Annotated in this window: 16 protein-coding genes; 9 read left to right on the top strand and 7 right to left on the bottom strand. The window is 63.1% G+C overall.

The window, feature by feature from the left end:
* The first annotated feature begins 47 nt into the window (after positions 1 to 47).
* Genes FJW07_RS26615 through waaF form a run of 3 tightly spaced genes read left to right on the top strand, consistent with a single transcriptional unit; the run spans position 48 to position 3658 of the window.
* Positions 48 to 1580 (top strand): acyl-CoA carboxylase subunit beta, encoded by a 1533-nt coding sequence (locus FJW07_RS26615; protein ID WP_140859333.1) that lies wholly within the window; start codon positions 48 to 50, stop codon positions 1578 to 1580.
* A 56-nt stretch (positions 1581 to 1636) separates the two neighbouring features.
* Entirely contained in the window at positions 1637 to 2578 is a 942-nt protein-coding gene (locus FJW07_RS26610) for a glycosyltransferase (protein ID WP_140859332.1), read from the top strand.
* 6 nt (positions 2579 to 2584) lie between these two features.
* Positions 2585 to 3658 carry a lipopolysaccharide heptosyltransferase II gene (gene waaF / locus FJW07_RS26605; protein ID WP_246680876.1) on the top strand — a complete coding sequence of 358 codons (1074 nt, stop codon included), beginning with the start codon at positions 2585 to 2587 and terminating at the stop codon, positions 3656 to 3658.
* Between the two features lies 1 nt (position 3659).
* Here waaF and FJW07_RS26600 read toward each other — a convergent pair whose 3' ends face one another.
* Together FJW07_RS26600 and FJW07_RS26595 are read right to left on the bottom strand one after the other, a co-directional pair.
* The gene (locus FJW07_RS26600; protein ID WP_140859331.1) at positions 3660 to 5654 is read right to left on the bottom strand and encodes a hypothetical protein; all 1995 of its coding nucleotides are present in this window, start codon (positions 5652 to 5654) and stop codon (positions 3660 to 3662) included.
* Positions 5651 to 7168, bottom strand: coding sequence for an NAD(P)H-hydrate dehydratase (locus FJW07_RS26595; protein WP_140859381.1), 1518 nt, complete (start codon positions 7166 to 7168; stop codon positions 5651 to 5653). The genes FJW07_RS26600 and FJW07_RS26595 overlap by 4 nt, the downstream gene beginning before the upstream one ends.
* A 348-nt stretch (positions 7169 to 7516) precedes the next feature.
* On the opposite strand from FJW07_RS26595, the gene FJW07_RS26590 reads away from it, so the two are divergent.
* Both FJW07_RS26590 and glnA read left to right on the top strand, forming a co-directional pair.
* Complete coding sequence (locus FJW07_RS26590; RefSeq protein ID WP_018428041.1) at positions 7517 to 7855, top strand: P-II family nitrogen regulator; 339 nt, start codon at positions 7517 to 7519, stop codon at positions 7853 to 7855.
* Between the two features lie 46 nt (positions 7856 to 7901).
* Complete coding sequence (glnA, locus tag FJW07_RS26585; protein ID WP_140646263.1) at positions 7902 to 9311, top strand: type I glutamate--ammonia ligase; 1410 nt, start codon at positions 7902 to 7904, stop codon at positions 9309 to 9311.
* A 160-nt stretch (positions 9312 to 9471) separates the two neighbouring features.
* On the opposite strand, the gene FJW07_RS26580 is transcribed toward glnA, so the two are convergent.
* Positions 9472 to 10896, bottom strand: a complete 1425-nt coding sequence (locus FJW07_RS26580; protein ID WP_140859330.1) for an APC family permease — start codon at positions 10894 to 10896, stop codon at positions 9472 to 9474.
* Positions 10897 to 11043: 147 nt separating this feature from the next.
* Here FJW07_RS26580 and FJW07_RS26575 point away from each other — a divergent pair, with 147 nt between their 5' ends.
* Complete coding sequence (locus tag FJW07_RS26575; RefSeq protein WP_140646265.1) at positions 11044 to 11646, top strand: TetR/AcrR family transcriptional regulator; 603 nt, start codon at positions 11044 to 11046, stop codon at positions 11644 to 11646.
* 30 nt (positions 11647 to 11676) lie between these two features.
* On the top strand, positions 11677 to 12843 hold the full coding sequence (locus FJW07_RS26570) for a P1 family peptidase (RefSeq protein ID WP_140859329.1): 1167 nt from the start codon (positions 11677 to 11679) through the stop codon (positions 12841 to 12843).
* Positions 12844 to 12965: 122 nt separating this feature from the next.
* Here the strand turns inward: FJW07_RS26570 and FJW07_RS26565 are convergent, their stop codons facing one another.
* A complete protein-coding gene (locus tag FJW07_RS26565; protein WP_140646267.1) occupies positions 12966 to 14003 on the bottom strand; it encodes a glutamine synthetase beta-grasp domain-containing protein in 1038 nt (345 codons plus the stop codon).
* 48 nt (positions 14004 to 14051) lie between these two features.
* Here FJW07_RS26565 and FJW07_RS26560 point away from each other — a divergent pair, with 48 nt between their 5' ends.
* Positions 14052 to 14234, top strand: coding sequence for a hypothetical protein (locus FJW07_RS26560; protein ID WP_140859328.1), 183 nt, complete (start codon positions 14052 to 14054; stop codon positions 14232 to 14234).
* A gap of 83 nt (positions 14235 to 14317) precedes the next feature.
* Positions 14318 to 14509 carry a DUF2735 domain-containing protein gene (locus tag FJW07_RS26555; RefSeq protein WP_140657175.1) on the top strand — a complete coding sequence of 64 codons (192 nt, stop codon included), beginning with the start codon at positions 14318 to 14320 and terminating at the stop codon, positions 14507 to 14509.
* A gap of 82 nt (positions 14510 to 14591) precedes the next feature.
* Here FJW07_RS26555 and FJW07_RS26550 read toward each other — a convergent pair whose 3' ends face one another.
* The 3 genes from FJW07_RS26550 to FJW07_RS26540 form a co-directional block, all read right to left on the bottom strand.
* Positions 14592 to 16481, bottom strand: a complete 1890-nt coding sequence (locus FJW07_RS26550; RefSeq protein WP_140859327.1) for an MFS transporter — start codon at positions 16479 to 16481, stop codon at positions 14592 to 14594.
* A gap of 195 nt (positions 16482 to 16676) precedes the next feature.
* Complete coding sequence (locus tag FJW07_RS26545; RefSeq protein WP_140859326.1) at positions 16677 to 17468, bottom strand: ATP12 family chaperone protein; 792 nt, start codon at positions 17466 to 17468, stop codon at positions 16677 to 16679.
* Between the two features lie 103 nt (positions 17469 to 17571).
* Complete coding sequence (locus FJW07_RS26540) at positions 17572 to 18447, bottom strand: DMT family transporter (protein ID WP_140859380.1); 876 nt, start codon at positions 18445 to 18447, stop codon at positions 17572 to 17574.
* Positions 18448 to 18477: the final 30 nt, after the last annotated feature.

Genomic DNA, 18477 nt, shown 5'->3' with positions numbered 1-18477 from the left:
TATCCTGGCGATTACCACAAATCACTTATCCGTTTTGGGGACCAGCGATGAAAGACGTGCTGAAGGAACTCGAGCGCCGCCGCGGGATTGCCCGCATGGGCGGCGGCAAGGACCGCATCGAGGCGCAGCACAAGAAGGGCAAGCTCACCGCTCGCGAGCGTATCGAGGTCTTCCTCGACGAGGGCTCGTTCGAAGAGTTCGACATGTATGTCGAGCACCGGTCGACCGATTTCGGCATGGAGAAGACCAAGATCGCCGGCGACGGCGTCGTCACCGGCTGGGGCACCGTCAACGGTCGCCCGATCTATATCTTCGCCAAGGATTTTACCGTGTTCGGCGGCTCGCTGTCGGAGGCGCATGCGGAGAAGGTCATCAAGGTCCAGGAGATGGCGCTGCGCAATCGCGCGCCGATCATCGGTCTCTATGACGCCGGCGGCGCGCGTATCCAGGAAGGCGTGGCGGCGCTCGGCGGTTATGCCGAGATCTTCCAGCGCAACGTGCTCGCCTCCGGGGTCATTCCGCAGATCTCGCTGATCATGGGTCCCTGCGCCGGCGGCGATGTCTACTCGCCTGCCATGACCGATTTCATCTTCATGGTGCGCGACACCTCCTACATGTTCGTCACCGGGCCGGACGTGGTCAAGACGGTGACCAACGAGACGGTGACCGCCGAAAGCCTCGGCGGCGCTTCCGTCCACACCACCAAGTCCTCGATCGCCGACGGCGCCTATGACAACGACGTCGAGGCGCTCTTGCAGATGCGCCGGCTGGTCGATCTGCTGCCGGCCTCCAACACCGCCGAAATTCCCGAGATCGAGTGCTACCAGTCGGTGACGGATCACGACCTGTCGCTCGACCGGCTGATCCCGGACAATGCCAACAAACCCTATGATATCAAGGAACTGATCCTGAAGGTTGCCGACGAGGGCGATTTCTTCGAGATCCAGCAGAGCTTTGCCAAAAACATCGTCACCGGCTTCGGCCGGGTCGACGGCCGCACGGTGGGCTTCGTCGCGAACCAGCCGATGGTGCTGGCAGGCGTGCTCGATTCCGACGCCAGCCGTAAGGCGGCGCGCTTCGTGCGCTTCTGCGATTGTTTTTCTATCCCGATCGTCACCTTCGTCGACGTGCCGGGCTTCCTGCCGGGCACCGCTCAGGAATATGGCGGGCTGATCAAGCATGGCGCGAAGCTGCTCTTCGCCTATGCCGAGGCGACCGTGCCGAAGATCACCGTCATCACCCGCAAGGCCTATGGCGGTGCCTATGACGTGATGGCGTCGAAGCATCTGCGCGGCGACATGAACTATGCCTGGCCGACGGCTCAGATCGCCGTGATGGGCGCCAGGGGCGCGGTCGAGATCATCTATCGCAAGGATATCGGCGACGCGGAGAAAATCGCCGCGCATACAAAGACTTACGAGGATCGCTTCCTGTCGCCTTTCGTCGCCGCCGAACGCGGCTATGTCGACGAGGTGATCATGCCGCATTCGACCCGGCGCCGCGTCGCGCGGGCGCTGCGCATGTTGCGCAACAAGGACATGCAGAATCCCTGGAAGAAGCACGACAACATTCCGCTGTGAATAAGACTTCCACCAGCTGAAAGGACGACAACCGCTAACATGAGCGCGGAGACGAAATGCGAATAACACTTGCGGCCCAGGGCCTTATTCCGTGCAAGGGCTATGGCGGTATCCAGCGGCAGGTCGAATGGCTGACCACGGAAATGGTCAAGATGGGGCATCAGGTGACGCTGATCGCCGGCGCGGGGTCGTCGCATCCGATGTGCGAGGTCCGCCACGCGGTCACCAATGACGAATGCCGCGCGGCCGTTCCCAAGGACACTGACATCGTCCATCTCCATGCCTGGAAGGTCGAAGTTCCGTTTCCGACGCTCAATACCGAGCGCGGCCACCTGCCGGACTATCCGAGGCCGCAGCCGAACTGGAGCTTCATCAGCGCCCGCCATGCCGAGCTGCATGGCCGCAAGACCTTCGTCTACAACGGCTTTCCGGTCGATGCCTATCGCCTGGCGCCGTCGAAGAACGACCATCTGTTTTTCATGGCGGCCATCGCGCGGGCCGGAAAGGGTCTCAACCGCGCGGTGGACCTCGCGAAGAAATACGATTTCAAGCTCGATATCGCCGGCGGCTCGCGCTGGAAGCTGCTTGGCCGCAGCAAGACCCGCCGCGAGGGTGTCTTCTTCAAAAGCCTGTCGTCCCGCTTCCGCTATCACGGCATGGTCGATGGCGAACCGAAGGTGCGCCTGCTGGGCGAGACCAAGGCCTTTCTGAACCCGATTTCGTGGGAAGAGCCATTCGGCAATGCGCCGGTCGAATCCATGCTGTGCGGCACGCCGGTCCTCACGACGGCGCGCGGCGCGCTGCCCGAAACCGTCGATGCCGATACCGGCCGCTTCTTCGACACGGACGAGGAGTTCGCGCGCGGTTTCGGCGAAATTGGCGGTTTGCCGGCACAAAGATGCCGCGAATCCGCGGCAGACAGGTTTCCGATCGAGAAGGCCGCAAAAGCCTATGTCGAGCTCTACCACCGCATTCTTGATGGCGAAGCGCTTCCATGACAAATCATGCAGGCATTTCCCGTCGGCGATGGCCATTCCGGATCGAGAAGGTATCGCGCATTGCGCCCCATCCTGGTTTTCTGTCTGCCGGCGATCGGTGACTTCATCCGCTGCCACGCGGCTATCCAGATCATCGCCGAGAGATTCCCGGGGCAGCCGATCGATATCATCACCTCGAGGATCGCCGCGCCGCTGGCGCGGCTGATGCCGCATGTTCGCAAGGTCTGGATAGTGGAGAAGGACTGGAAGCCAGGGCTGAAAGAGCGGGCGCGCCTGGCGCGAACACTGCGCGAAGAGGATTATCAGGCGGCCTATATGCTCACCAGCAGCACCAAGGCTTCGCTGGTGCCGTGGCTTGCCGGAATACCGGAACGCATCGGCTATCCGCGCGAGTTCCAGTTCGGCATCGTCAACCGCCTGCCCGCCGGCTGGCTGAAAGCGATGGTGGCATTCGGCCCGCGCAAGACGCGGCTGGCGGAACAGGTCTGCGCAATCGCACGTCTCGGCAAAACGCCGGCCGAAGACCGACCGTTGCCGGCTCCGCAATTGGTGGTCTCCGCCGAGGAGCTTTCCGGTTGGCGTCGGCGCAACGGAATCGATCCGGCGAAATCTGCGCTCGCGCTTTACACTTCGGATTTTGCCAACAAGCGCTCATGGCCGATCGAACGCTTCGTCTCGATTGCGCGCGACCATGCTGCCCGCGGTTGGTCGGTTTGGCTGATCGGCGGGCCGCGCGAGCGGCAGGCCGCTGCGGAAATAAAGGCGCGACTGCCTGAGGCGATCGATTTCACCTCCACACCCGATATTGCGGAAGCGATGTGCCAGATCGCGGCCTCGACCGTCTTTCTCGGCGTCGACGGCGGCATTTCCCATGCCGCCGGCGCGCTGGGCGGTCCGTGCGTGCTCATCTACGGTTCGAACCGAGCCTATGTGCACGGTCCGGTCAACGGGCAGGTGATCTTCCTCGAGCCGCCGATTTCGACGCCGGGTTGGGTGGAGAACACGCGCGCAGTGACTGAAGACAGGGTTCGTGAGGCGCTCGCGGCGGCGGTCCGAAAAAACGCGCCGCAATTCGCCTGACTTATTCCTCGGCCGCCGCTCCGAAACCCGCGCCCAGGCTCGCGCGAGCCGTGGTCGCCCATGGCGTCGCATGGTTGTCGATGCGCATCTGGAAAATGAAATAGGTCGGCGAGCAGAAGCCGATGCCCCTGACCTTGGCGGCGCCCGGCGTGTCCGCCGGCAGCGACTGGCACATATAGTCCTCGCGGCAGAAATGATCGGCCGAGCACGCCGGGCGGTTGCCGCGGTTGACGGCGCCACCGAGACATTGGTCGAAATTGTTGGTGGCCACGCAGATGTCGAACTTCTTGCCGCCGACCAGTCCACAGATTTCGCTGGGCATCGGCTTGCCGGGTTTGAAGGCGGCGAAGGCGCGATCCTTGTCATCGCAGGCGCGATAGGCGAAGCCGCCTGGAACGCCGATCTTCGGCGGCCGGCAGGTATAGGCGGTGCGCGAGATCGCCGGCGCGAAGGCGGCGAACTGGCCGGTGATCTTGTAGCGGTCGTTGAAAGGCTGTGCGCTGTTGCTGGCGATAGTTCCGGTCAGGCATGGGTAGCCGGAAAATATTTTGTCGCTCTCCCTGGGCAGCAGGCATTGCGCCAATTTGGTTCTTACGCCCGAAGCAGTGGCGATCGGCATACAAACCGTGCCAGTGCCGCATTGCCAGGTGCCGCCGAAGCGACTTGCGTCTTCCGGCATCAGGCATGGCATCGCCGTTTCGGCCGGTGTGTAATCGACCTCTCCTGCATCTTTCCAGGCGGCTGGCGGGGCGAAGGAGAGCGGGCGGAAGCGGTTTGGCTCCTTGCCCTCGGCGGTCGCCTTGAGCCACGCCTCGCGGCGCGGGATCTCGGCATGCAGATGCGGCGAGATGCCGACCTCGAGGCGGTTCAACGGTGAGGTCGTGGCGTCGTCCAGACCGATGAAATGGAAGCCGGCGGTCGAGCCCGCCTGATGGCAGCCCTGGCAGGCGCCGTTGTCGAGCCGCTCGACCAGAGCTTCCGGCGTGCGTACCAGTTTCAGATTGGAATAGTCGAGCCCGGCAAAGTCCTTCGGGTCGAACAACGGCGTGAACGGATGATTGGCTTGCCTGGCGCTGCCGAAGGTCGACCAGGAGACGACTTTCCGGGCGAGAAATTCATCCGGGATTTCGTAGACGCCGAGATCGACGGCCGCGGCATTGGCGCGAACATAGTCGGCAAGCCGTGCCTTGAGGTCAGCATCCTCGGCAAGCCGGGCGATGTCCGGCGTATTTTCCAGGGGCTTTTGGCCGACCGTCGAACCATCGATGCTGAAGATGCGCATCAGGTAAGCGGCCTGCCCGCCGAACTCGGTTTCCTGGCCGGAAGGAAAGCGCACCACCTGCGCGTTGAGCTCGAGCTGCTTGAAGGATAGCGAGGCCTTTTCAAGCGGTCCTCCGGTCAGCCAGCCGGCATCGACCGTTTCGTCGAGCTGCGGCGTCCAGCGGCCGGCAGCGCCCACGCAGCCGCCATCGGCGTCTTGAGCGACGCCGTATATCGCGCTGAAGTTGAACGGCAGGCGCGAGGCCAGTTGCTTGCCGTTCTTCTTGAAGCTGTAGGCCAGGCGATAGATGAACCGCACCTCGCCGCAGCTCGTCTCGTTGCCAAGTGCTGCGAAATCGCGCCGGTCGAGCCGGTTGACGACGCCGACAAGGCGGAAGCGCGCGGCGTTCGTCTTCAGCCAGCGCATGTCGATGATGCGGCCGACATTGCCATCGGTCACTTCATAGAGAGTGCGGCCGCCAGCCTTCATGTCGCCGCGCAACGCGGCGACGTCGCCGGCCACCGTGTCGACGATGGCGTGGTAGGCGGGCGCCTCGTCGTATAGGGATTTCAGGTCGTCGCTGCCGTCGACGCCGAACAGGCCGGCGAAACCGTATCCCCTGGCGTCGAGCGTGGCGAGGATGCGCGGGTCGTCGACGATGGTGATCGGGCGGTCGGCGGCGCGCGCCGATAGAGCCAGGAGAAGGACTACGATAGCGAGCACCAGCCGTTTCATCGGACAGCGCTCTCCGCCAGTTCGCGAAGAACCGGCACCATGGCCAGAGGCAGGTCCTCGGCTATCAAACCCGGCCCAAAACGGCTGCCGGCCTCGGCGTGGATCCAGACCCCGGCGCAAGCCGCTTCGAAGGCCGGCATGCCTTGCGCGAGAAGCCCGGCAATGATGCCCGCCAGCACGTCGCCCGAGCCGGCGGTGGCGAGCCAGGGCGCGCCATTGCTGTTGATCGCGGCGCGGCCATCCGGCGAGGCGATCACGCTGTCGGCGCCCTTGTAGACGATCACGGCGTTGGCGCGTCGCGCAGCTTCGCGCGCCTTGGCCAGTTTGGACAGAGCCTTGTCACCCGCAATGTCCGCAAACAGCCTGCCGAACTCGCCCTCATGCGGCGTCATGATCAACGCCGGTGCGTCCGGTCTGCCGGCTGCCTCGAACAGCGTCGCGGCAGCGTTGCGAAAAGACGTGATGCCGTCGGCGTCGAGCACAAGTCCCTCGACGCCGCCGTCCTGGCGTTTCCTGGCGAGCACGGCAAGGGTGAAATCGCGTGCCTTGTCGCCGATGCCGAAGCCGGGGCCGAGGACGAAGGCGGATGGTCTGCGATTGCCGATAAGGTCATGCACATCTTCGATCGCATCGACCTTGCGCAGCATGATCGAGGTCAGATGCGCCGCGTTGACGTGCATGGCGTTCGCCGGCGAGAGCACGGTGACAGCCCCTGCCCCGCTTCGGGCTGCCGCAAGCGCCGAAAGGCGCGCCGCGCCCGTCGCGGATGGTCCGCCCGAAAAGACGCTCGTGTGGCCGCGCTTGTATTTGTGCGCGTCGACGGCCGGCGCGGGAAAGGTCGCGATCCAGAGCGCGGGTCGATTCTCGAAGGCTCGCGGCGCGACAGCGTCGATAATCTCGTCACGAATGCCGATATCGGCCAACACGATCTCGCCGCATCGCTCTCGGCCCGGCAGAAGCAGGTGCCCGGGCTTCTTTCGCGCGAAGGTCACCGTGAGGAGAGCGCGAAATGCCGGGCCGAGGACTTCGCCGCTTTCGCCGGAGACGCCCGAAGGCAGGTCGATCGCGACAACCGGCAGGTTCATCGCCGTCACGATGTCGACCGCGCCCTTGGCGTCGCCGGATAGCGGCTTCGACAAGCCTGCGCCATAGATCGCATCGACAACCAGCGAGCCAGCCTCCGCGGAGAAGGCCGAAAGCAGGTGCCGTTCCAGAGTGCAGTCAGCCGCCGCAAGCGCGGCATCGCTGCCTGCCCGCGGCTCGCCGGATGTCCACAGGGCTACATCCACGCCCGCCTCGGCCAGCAGCCGCGCCACGACATAGCCGTCGCCGCCATTGTTGCCGGGGCCGCACAACACATGCACCCTCGTTGCGGCCGGATAACGCGCCAGCACGACGGCAGCGACCGCCTCGCCGGCACGTTGCATCAAGCGATAGCCGTCGAGCGGACCGGCCGCGATTGCCAGTCTGTCGGCCTCGGCCATTTCGGCCGGCGATAGAAGTTCATTGTGCATGGGATTGCCGATCTCCATGCGATCAAGCATTGTCCAGTTTTCGGTTCGAAGCAAACCAGCGCAACCGGGCATCATCTTGCCAAGGCGGTCGCATCCGGGAGGGGTTCTGCCTGCAAATTGCGCTGCCTGCCTATTTTTTGTGCGAACGTGAGGAGGGGCGATGTATAGGGTTTGGGCGTCCATGATGCATCCGATGCAGCGGATGACGCGAATGTGCATCCGGACCCGGCATGGGCTCGAAAACGTCCCTCGCCGCCTGCACTCCTCAGGATTGGCACGCTTCGTGCTTGATGAAGGCGCAAGCGGGGCACACAACCCGTCTTCTTGGCAGTGGAGGCCACTTTTTACATGAAAAAGATCGAAGCGATCATCAAGCCATTCAAGCTGGACGAAGTGAAGGAGGCGCTTCAGGAGGCCGGACTGCAAGGCATCACCGTCACTGAGGCCAAGGGTTTCGGCCGCCAGAAGGGACACACGGAGCTTTATAGAGGCGCCGAATATGTCGTCGACTTCCTGCCCAAGGTTAAGATCGAAGTGGTGCTCGGCGACGAGGCCGTCGAAGGCGCCATCGAGGCCATCCGCAAGGCGGCGCAGACCGGCCGCATCGGCGATGGAAAAATCTTCGTCTCCAACATAGAGGAAGTCGTGCGCATCCGCACCGGCGAGACCGGCATCGACGCCATCTGACCGACCTTCAATCATTCCGGACGTCATCACACAGGGAAGAAATGACATGACGACAGCCAAAGACATCATGAAGCAGATCAAGGACAACGACGTGAAATTCGTCGACCTGCGCTTCACCGATCCGCGGGGCAAGCTGCAACATGTGACGATGGATGTCGTCGAGGTCGAGGAAGACATGTTCGCCGACGGCGTCATGTTCGACGGCTCCTCGATCGCCGGCTGGAAGGCGATCAACGAGTCCGACATGGTGCTGATGCCGGACACGGATACGGTCCACATGGATCCGTTCTTCGCCCAGTCGACCATGGTCATCCTGTGCGACATCCTCGATCCGGTCTCGGGCGAAGCCTATAACCGCGATCCGCGCGGCACCGCCAAGAAGGCCGAAGCCTATATGAAGTCCGAAGGCATCGGCGACACGATCTATGTCGGCCCGGAGGCCGAGTTCTTCGTGTTCGACGACGTCAAGTACAAGGCCGATCCCTATAACACCGGCTTCCGTCTCGACTCGACCGAACTGCCGTCCAACGACGACACCGACTACGAGACCGGCAATCTCGGCCACCGTCCGCGCATCAAGGGCGGCTATTTCCCGGTGCCGCCGATCGATTCCTGCCAGGACATGCGCTCCGAGATGCTGACCGTGCTCGCCGAAATGGGCGTGCGGGTCGAAAAGCACCACCATGAGGTCGCCGCCGCACAGCACGAGCTCGGCATCAAGTTCGACACGCTGGTGCGCAACGCCGACAAGATGCTGATCTACAAGTATGTCGTGCACCAGGTCGCCAATGCCTACGGCAAGACGGCCACCTTCATGCCGAAGCCGGTGTTCGGCGACAACGGCTCGGGCATGCATGTCCACCAGTCGATCTGGAAGGGCGGCAAGCCGACCTTCGCCGGCAACGAATATGCCGGCCTGTCGGAGAGCTGCCTGTTTTATATCGGCGGCATCATCAAGCACGCCAAGGCGATCAACGCCTTCACCAACCCGCTCACCAACTCCTACAAGCGTCTGGTGCCGGGCTACGAGGCGCCGGTGCTGCTCGCCTATTCGGCGCGCAACCGCTCGGCCTCGTGCCGCATTCCGTTCGGCAACTCGCCGAAGTCGAAACGCGTCGAGGTCCGCTTCCCCGATCCGGGCGCGAACCCCTATCTCGGCTTCGCCGCCATGCTGATGGCCGGTCTCGACGGCATCAAGAACAAGATCCATCCGGGGCAGCCGATGGACAAGGACCTCTATGATCTGCCGCCGAAGGAGTTGAAAAAGATCCCGACCGTCTGCGGCTCGCTGCGCGAAGCGCTGCAGAGTCTCGACAAGGATCGCGGCTTCCTGAAGGCCGGCGGTGTCTTCGACGACGACCAGATCGACTCTTACATCGAGCTCAAGATGGCCGAGGTCATGCGCTTCGAAATGACCCCGCACCCCGTCGAGTACGACATGTACTATTCGGTCTAAGCTTCTGATCGAATGAAAGTTTCGCCCTTGGAAGGCTCTCACTTCCAAGGGCTTTTCATCTCTGAAGACGGGTTTTCGCGTCCACGCTTTCCAATCGGCAAAAAAGAACTCCGGCGTTTTGCCGGGGTTCTCGCATGGACAGGTGTCGGAGGGCTGACGCCTATCCCGCAAGCTCGTCGGGGCCGTGCAGCGTCCAGTCGGCGCGGCGTGCCAGAAACAGCAGGAAGTAGATCGCGGCGACGGCCATGATCGCCAGCGTCGCGATCAGGCTTGGGCGTCCGAAGGCGGCGTCGAGCCAGTTCTGGTAGGCGACATAGACCAGCGCCACGAAGGCGAGGATCGCCGGCACCGGAAACAGCGGCATGCGATAGTGGCCCCCCGAGGTGGTGCCGTTGCGGCGGCCGGCGAAGACCGCGACGCAGAGCAGTGCATAGATCACCACCAGCGACGTGCCGCTGACCACCAGCAAGAGGTTGAGGTCGATAAAGCAGGCCAGCGCGGCCAGCACCACCACCACGATGGTGGCGATCCACGGCGAAGCGTAAGTGCCATGGACGGACGCGACCGCGTTGTTGATCGGCCCGAACCATGTCTTGTCGCGGCCCGAGCTGAACAACAGCCGCGCCGCCTGCAGGATGATGGCGATGACGGCGTTGAAAATGGCCACCGCAATCGCCAGGCTGATCGCCACCGTCAGCCAATGGCCGCCACGTGCCTCGAGGAAATACTCGATCTTCTGGGGTGCGGAGAGCAGGCCGACGAGATCTGGCGCGCCGAGCAGCACCGCGGTCAGCGGAATGAGCTCGGCGGCGACCGTGATCACCAGCGCCCAGAGCACCACCTTGCCGATGTTGCGCTTGGCGTCGTGCGTCTCTTCGCCGAAATAGGCGGCGGCGCCATAGCCGTTATAGGCAAAGAGCGACACGGCGGTGGATGCGAGGATGATGGCGGCCGACGCCGGAACCAGCATGTTGGTCGTGGCGTCGAGCAGTTGCGGCGCGGTGAAAAGGCTGGAGAGCGGCCGCTCGATATGGGTGAAGCCGAGCCAGATCAGGACCAGCAGCGCCAGCATCTCGATGCCGAGGAAGATGCCGGTGACGAAGGCGTTGAGCTTGATGCGCATGGCGGCGACGGCGCCGGCCAGGATGATGGTCACCACACCCACCCACTGCGGGCTGAGATTGGGAATGAGGACGCCGAGATAGGTGCCGACGCCGAGCGCGATGACCGCGACGATGAGCACGATCGACACGAACACGAGCACCAGCGTGACGAAACCCCAGAAGCGCCCGAGCGTGCGGCCAATCATGGTGTATTCGCCGCCGGCCATCGGATAGGCCGAGGAAAGCTCGGCATAGACGAAGGCCATGAACAGGCCGATGACGGCCGCGATCACGAAGCTCAGGAACGAGCCGGTGCCGGCCAGCGCAATGACGCCCGGCACAATGATGAAGACGGATGATGCCGGCGTCACCGCCGATAGCACGATCATCAGCGTGCCCAGCGCGTTCAGCGCCCGGTCGAGACCCTTGGCGCCGGGCGCGGCCTTGTCCGTGGCCGCCGTAGTGGCTTCGTTTGTGGACATTGTCCTCCCCCTATTTTTAATTGGATAAAAATTACTATCCGTAACGGAAGCTAGCCGCGTCGACACATAGCGTCAACAAATATGCGATATATCGGCTTGCAAAAATCTACGGGCCAGTTTTTATTGAATCGTATTCAGGAAAATGAAATGGGCAGACCCAAGACACAGACCGATCGCCGCCTGATCCTGGTAGCGGCTGCGGAATCGATGATCGCCAAACGCGGCCTTGCCGCCGTCACCTTGCGCGACGTGGCCAACGAGGCCGGCATGAGCTCGAGCGCCCTGCTCTATTACTATCCTGGCCTCAAGGAGCTGCTGGACGACGTGCAGGCAAAGGCGGTCGAGCGCTTCTGCACGCAGCGCGCGGCAGCGGTCGCGACAATCGCCGATCCGAGGGCGCGCCTGAAAACAATGCTCGACAGCGGCCTGCCGACCGATCCGGGCGACCAGCTTTGCCGACTTCTCTTGGAGCTCGGCGCCTATTCGCGCTCGGACGCAAGCTATGCCGCCCGACACATCACGCTGTTCGAGCGCCAAGTGGCGATCTATGTCGGCATCCTCGAAGCGGGCGCGGCCACCGGCGTCTTCGTGCTCAATGCTGCGAGCGAAGTCATCGCCCGCAGTCTCGTCGTCCTGGAAGACGGGCTCGGCCTTCACCTCGTCAACGTCGTTCCGGCTGTCGACCACGCCTCGGCAATGGCGATCCTCACCGGTTACGCCGAACTCGCGACCGGCTGCAGCCTACGCTGAGCCGGCTTTCATCAACGGAGCATCCTCAGCATGGATCAACGAATAGACTTGACCGCCACGCCGGCCGGCAAGACGCGCGCGCGCGGCCTCGGCATTCCCCTGCCGGGCACGCCGGGACCTGCCAATGCCATCACCGATGTCGATGGTGTGCTCGTCGGCTATTCAACGCTGATCAAGGGCGACGGTAAGCTCAACATGGGTCACGGGCCAGTCCGCACCGGCGTCACCGCGATCCTGCCGCTCGGCCGCGACGGCATCGGCGTGGCTTTGGCTGCCGGCTATCATTCCTTCAACGGCAATGGCGAGATGACCGGCGCTTCATGGCTGGAAGAGGCCGGCAGCCTCTCCATGCCGATCCTGATCACCAACACGCATGCCGTCGGCCCCTGCCATCGCGGCGTCATCGACTGGGTAGCGCGCAACAAGCCCGAGGTGGCGAACCAATGGCTGCTGCCGGTGGTGGCCGAAACCTGGGACGGCTATCTCAACGACATCAACGGCCCGCACGTCACCGTCGACCACGCGATCGAGGCGATCGAGAATGCGGCCGCTGGCGCCATCGAGGAAGGATCCGTCGGCGGCGGCACCGGCATGAACTGCTACGCCTTCAAGGCCGGCTCCGGCTCAGCGTCGCGGATCGTCGATTATGGCCACCGCGCCTATACGGTCGGCGTCTTCCTGCAGGCCAATTTCGGTTCGCGACATGAGATCAGCATCGCTGGCGTACCGCTCGGGCACGAGCTTACCGCCGACAATCCAATGGAGGCGTATTTCAGCGGTCGGCCGACGGGCGCCGGCTCCTGCATCGGCATCGTCGCCACCGACGCGCCGCTGCTGCCTGGACAGTGCAAGGCGCTGGCGCGGCGCGTGCCGCTCGGGCTGGCGCGCACCGGCACCGCCGGCTCGCATTTTTCCGGCGATATTTTCCTCGCCTTCTCGACTGCCAACCCTGATGCGCTCAACGGCCGCTTCCCGAAAGGCGCGCCGACCGCGGAGAGCTACAGCCATATGGACTTCGTTCCCTGGGGCCGCATGGACGACTTCTACACGGCCGTCGTGCAGGCGACCGAGGAGGCCGTGCTCAACGCGCTGGTCGCCAACGACGATATGGTCGGTCGTGACGGCAACCGCACCCCCGCCCTGCCGCATGGCCGGGTGGTGGCGGCGCTTAAATCGCGTGGCGTCATCACCAGTTGACGATAGTCGGCGGAGATTTCTCGCTGGTAGTTGCCATGCAAAAAAGCCCCGGCGTTGACCCGCCGGGGCTTTTTTGTCGTTCTCGTCTTGTCACAGGCTTAAGCCTGTGACGTCGAAACAAGTCAGGCGGCAGCCGAAACGGCCGCGGTCGAAACCTCGGAGATCGTCTTCAGGACCTGCGAGGCGATCTGGTAGGGGTCGCCCTGCGAGTTCGGGCGGCGGTCTTCCAGATAGCCCTTATAGTCGTTCTTGACGAAGGAGTGCGGCACGCGGATCGAAGCGCCGCGATCGGCGACGCCGTAGCTGAACTTGTTCCACGGCGCGGTTTCATGCTTGCCGGTCAGGCGCTTGTCGTTATCCGGGCCGTAGACGGCGATATGGTCCATCAGGTTCTTGTCGAACTGGGCCATCAGCGCCTCGAAATAGGCCTTGCCGCCGACTTCGCGCATGTAGGAGGTGGAGAAGTTGCAGTGCATGCCCGAGCCGTTCCAGTCGGTGTCGCCGAGCGGCTTGCAGTGGAACTCGATGTCGATGCCATACGTCTCGGTCAGGCGCAGCAGCAGGTAGCGAGCCATCCACATCTGGTCGGCGGCCTTCTTGGAGCCCTTGCCGAAGATCTGGAATTCCCACTGGCCTTTCGCCACTTCGGCGTTGATGCCTTCATGGTTGATGCCGGCGGCGAGGCACAGGTCGAGATGCTCCTCGACGATCTTGCGCGCGACATCGCCGACATTCTTGTAGCCGACGCCGGTATAGTAAGGACCCTGCGGCGCCGGATAGCCGCTCTCCGGGAAGCCGAGCGGACGGCCGTCCTTGTAGAAGAAATACTCCTGCTCGAAGCCGAACCAGGCGCCCTCGTCGTCGAGGATGGTGGCGCGCTTGTTGGAAGCATGCGGCGTCACGCCATCGGGCATCATGACTTCGCACATGACCAGCACGCCATTGGTGCGGGCCGGATCCGGATAGACGGCGACGGGCTTCAGCACGCAGTCGGAGCTGTGGCCCTCGGCCTGGTTGGTGGACGAGCCATCGAAGCCCCACAGCGGCAGTTGCTCCAGCGTCGGGAATTCGGCAAACTCCTTGATCTGGGTCTTGCCGCGCAGGCTGGGGGTCGGGACGTATCCGTCGAGCCAGATATACTCGAGCTTGTATTTGGTCATTCCAGTGCCTCTCGTTGCTTGGGCGCCGCAAGTGGGCGGCGTCAACGCATGGCCGGGCTTGCCGGCCTGCCGATCGTTAAAAAGCAATTCGTATGCCACTCCGCCTTCGGCGGGTGCGGCAAAATGGGTCATGGCAAGGCGTTGATTTTGCTCAGCCGCCTCACTTGTGCGCTCGGATCGCTCAATCGATATTTCTGCATAAATAATTGGCAAATAATGATCTTTTTGTAGGCATATTGCCTAAACGAATCGCAGAACCTATCTTGCTGGATAAGTTGAATCGGCAAGTCCCCGGACAAGCAAGGAGGTCGCCAATGCAAGTCGTGCAGCCGCGTCCGTCGGCAAAAATCCTGATGTTCCCACTGGCAGGACGCAAGTCTGCCGCAAATTTAGGCGCCAAGGCCAAATTCGCGGCAGAGCTTGCGACGCTTCGCGGCGAGCATGCCGACTTTGACGGCTGGTACCACGAAGCAGCCGTCGAGGAAGAAAATCAGCGCAAGAGCTGATCGCCTCTTTGAGCTTCATGAACGGAAAAGCCCGGCGCGATCACTCGCGCCGGGCTTTCTTCTTTTGAGCGGATGACCGAGATCATTCCTTGGCGTGCAGGTCTGTGCCGAGCGTATCCCTGACGAAGATCATGCCGATGATAAGCGACATTGCCGCGATGATCACCGGATACCAGAGACCGTAGTAGATATCGCCCTTGTAGGCACTGAGTGCGAACACCGTTGCCGGCAGCAGACCGCCGAACCAGCCATTGCCAATGTGGTAGGGCAGCGACATGCCGGTGTAGCGGATGCGGGTCGGGAACATCTCGACCAGGATGGCCGCGATCGGCCCATAGACCATGGTCACGAACAGCACCAGGATGAACAGGATACCGATCGTGAGCGGCCAGTTGATCGCAGCCGGATCGGCAGTCATGGCGAAGGCGCCACCGCCCGGGACGGTGTAGACGGTGACTTCCGGCGCACCGGCCGCCTCATCCTTGGTCAGGAGCTTGTCGGCGATCGCCTTGTCGGTCGGAACCGCCGCCTTTTCGCCGCCGCGGATGGCCGCCGCGTCAAGCTTCAGCTCGGGATTGGCCGCGATGAAGGCGTCGAGCTTCTGGTCCGCCACCTTGGCCGCGGCCCGCTTCAACGGATAGCCGCCGTCCTGAAGCGACATGTTCACCGCCTTGGCGAAGGCCGCGTCCTTGGCCTTGGCCTGATCGCCGGCGGCGACGGCATCATAGGATTCCACCGTCTCGTTGCCGATCTTGACCGAGGCTGCGGTGCCTGGGGTTGCCGTGGTCACCACATCATAAGGCACCGAGTTCTTGGTCAGGAACGAAGTCGCGATATCGCAGGATGTCGTGAATTTTGCCGTGCCGACCGGGTTGAACTGGAACTTGCAGTCGCCGGGCGCTGCCGTCACCGTCGCCCGGGTGTTCTGCTGCGCGGTGGCCAGAGCCGGATTGGCGGCCCAGGTCAGCGCTTTGAACAGCGGGAAGGTGCAGACGATGCCGAGCGCAAGGCCTGCCATGATGATCGGCTTGCGGCCGATCTTGTCGGACAGCCAGCCGAACACGACGAAGAAGATCGAGCCGATGGCGAGCGCGATAGCGATCATGATGTTGACCGACTGCGCGTCGACCTTCAGCACGTTCGTCAGGAAGAACAGCGCGTAGAACTGGCCGTTGTACCAGATTACGGCCTGGCCGGCGGTGAGGCCGAGCAGCGCCAGCAGCGCGATCTTGGCGTTCTTCCATTGACCGAAGGCTTCCGAGAGCGGTGCCTTGGAGCCCTTGCCCTCTTCCTTCATGCGCTGGAAAGTCGGCGACTCCGAGAGCGACAGCCGGATCCAGATTGAAACGGCAAGTAGCAGGAAAGAAACGATGAAGGGAATGCGCCAGCCCCAGGAAGCGTAGGTTTCCTTGCTGAGCGAGCCCTGAACAATAAGGATGACGATCAACGACAGGAAAAGGCCGAGCGTCGCCGTCGTCTGGATCCACGACGTATAGAAACCGCGACGGTCGTCAGGCGCGTGCTCCGCGACATAGGTCGCAGCACCGCCATATTCGCCACCGAGCGCCAGGCCTTGCAACATGCGCAGCCCGATCAGGATCACGGGAGCCAAGATGCCCAAGGTTGCGTAGCCGGGCAGTAAGCCGACCAGGAAGGTCGACAGGCCCATGATCGTCATGGTGACGAGGAAGGTGTATTTGCGGCCGACGAGATCGCCGATGCGGCCGAAAAGCAGCGCGCCGAACGGTCGGACAAGGAAGCCGGCGGCAAAGGCAAGCAGCGCAAAGATGTTGCGCGTTGCCTCGGGAATCGCCGGGCTGAAGAAGGTCGAGCCGATGAAGGCGGCCAACGAGCCGTAGAGATAGAAATCGTACCATTCGAAAACGGTGCCGAGCGAGGAGGCGAAGATGACTTTCTTCTCCTCCCGCGTCATGCCGCGGCTGGTTCCGCCGGCGGTCGAAGCCATTGCCATTGATGTATCCTCCCGTGAGATCCCGTCTGTCCTCGATGGGTGCGCGCCACCGTCCGCGCTCCTCCGAACGCGGACTCAAAGACGCAGCCAACAAAGGAAAAAATGACAGAAAGGACGGGCGAAAGGCACCGCGACGATGGGATTATGACTTTGGTATTAGGTGCGCTGCGAAAGCGGCGCCGCGCTTGAATTGCTCTAGGCCTGCAGCGCTTCGAGCAGGCTGACCGCCGCCATCATGTCGCGCTTGCGTGCCGAGCGGCGCGCAACGGCCTCCGCATCCTGGCCCCAATGCTCGATCTGCCAGTCCTCGTCGACATGGCCGGCAGTCCAAGCTTCCTCGCCGTCGAGGTGACCGAAATCGACGGCCAAAGCCAGCAGCGCCGAACCGGTCAGCGCGGTCATGACATGAATGGCGGCCAGCCGCATCGGCTCGACACGCTGGCCAAGATGCGCGCCGAGCACGGCGATCGCCTCGCGTGGCTGCTCGACATGGATGACGCCTTCGGCAAGGTTGAAGCGCGCGCCGAGGCTGCCGCGTGCCCAGTCCAGCACCGGATCCCAGAGCTTGTTCTGGCGATCGACCAGTCCCTGCGGGCCATCGGCGCGGTAGCACAAAAGATCGGACGAGGCGAAGCGCAGCACGTCCTCCAGCACCGCCTGCGGATCCGAGGCGACGCCGTCGATGGCGGTGTTCACCAGCCGCATGACAGGCATCGTCACGGGATCGATGACCTCGCCTTGCGCGCTGAATTCATCGGCAACGAGCGCCGCGGCGTTTTCGGTCGGCAGCACCATCACAGCCTTGCCCGGCGTGCGCACGGGCCGGCCGTCCAGATGAACGGCAAAGCCATTCTCGACGGGAGCCACCGAAACAGCCTTGTAGAAACGCTTCGGCAGCGGCGTCTTCATCTGGATCTGGGCGCGGCGCACGGGATCGGGGTCGGAAAGCAGCTTTCCGGCTTCGAGGTCTTCGAGGATGTCGCGCATGCCGAACTCCTTTAAGCAATTCCGGGAAAAGTGTGAAGCGGTTTTCCGTTCGGAATTGCGTCAAAACAAAGAGATGGAGCAGCTCGCCGTTCGGCGAGCTGCTCTATGGTGCGGGCTGTCTGCGCGCCGGGCGATTGACGATGATCAGCCCGACGGCGATCAGGCCGAGTGCCAGGATTATCCTGGCCGTCGGCAGCTCGCCCAACAGCACCGCGCCGCACAGGACGCCGAACACCGGCGACAGGAAGGCGAAGCTCGACAGACCGGCGGCCGGATAGCGCGTGAGCAGCCAGAACCACAACACATAGGTGAAGGCGACGATATAGAAAGACTGGAAGAGCAGCGCCAGTGTCGGCAAGGCGGCAAGCGCACGGATCGGCGGGCCGGCGAAAGGCATCACCAGCAGGCCAACGACAGCTGCACCCGCCAGCTGGTAAAGCAGAAGCTTTTCGGCGTTGGTTTCCACCAGTTTCGACCGCTTTATGAAGATGCTGGTCGCCGCCCAGAGAATGCCCGAGCCGAGACTGAGCAGGTCACCCGTCAGCGTCGCGTCGCTGCCGGCAGTGATGCCGTCGGAGAAAACCGCCGCCAGGCCGCAGAAGGCCAGAACAAGCCCACCGAGCTTGCGTGGGTTGATGCGCTCGCCTAGCAGGAAATGGCCGCCGATCAGGACCCAGAACGGCATGGTGTTGACCAGGAGCGTGTTGCGGGCAACGGTGGTGTATTCGAGCCCGATATAGAGGCACAGGAACTCGACGCCGAAGAGCACGCCGACGACGATGCCGGCGGGCAAAGTCCCATCCGCTTCGAACAGCTTGATGCCGCGCAGCCGGCACCAGCCAAGCACGCAGGCTCCCCCAATAAGCGATCGTGCGACCGAGACGAAAACAGGGTCGTAGCCGGCGTATGAGACCTTGGCGGCGACGTAGTTCAGGCCCCAGGAAAAGGTCAGTCCGACCATGATGACAGCCGCGGCCATGTCGACTGCATCGCGACGATCCAATGCGGG

The sequence above is a fragment of the Mesorhizobium sp. B3-1-9 genome (assembly GCF_006439595.1).
Classification (GTDB): Bacteria; Pseudomonadota; Alphaproteobacteria; order Rhizobiales; family Rhizobiaceae; genus Mesorhizobium.
Note: the sequence above shows the minus strand (reverse complement) of the source record. Positions and strands in the feature narration are given on the sequence as shown.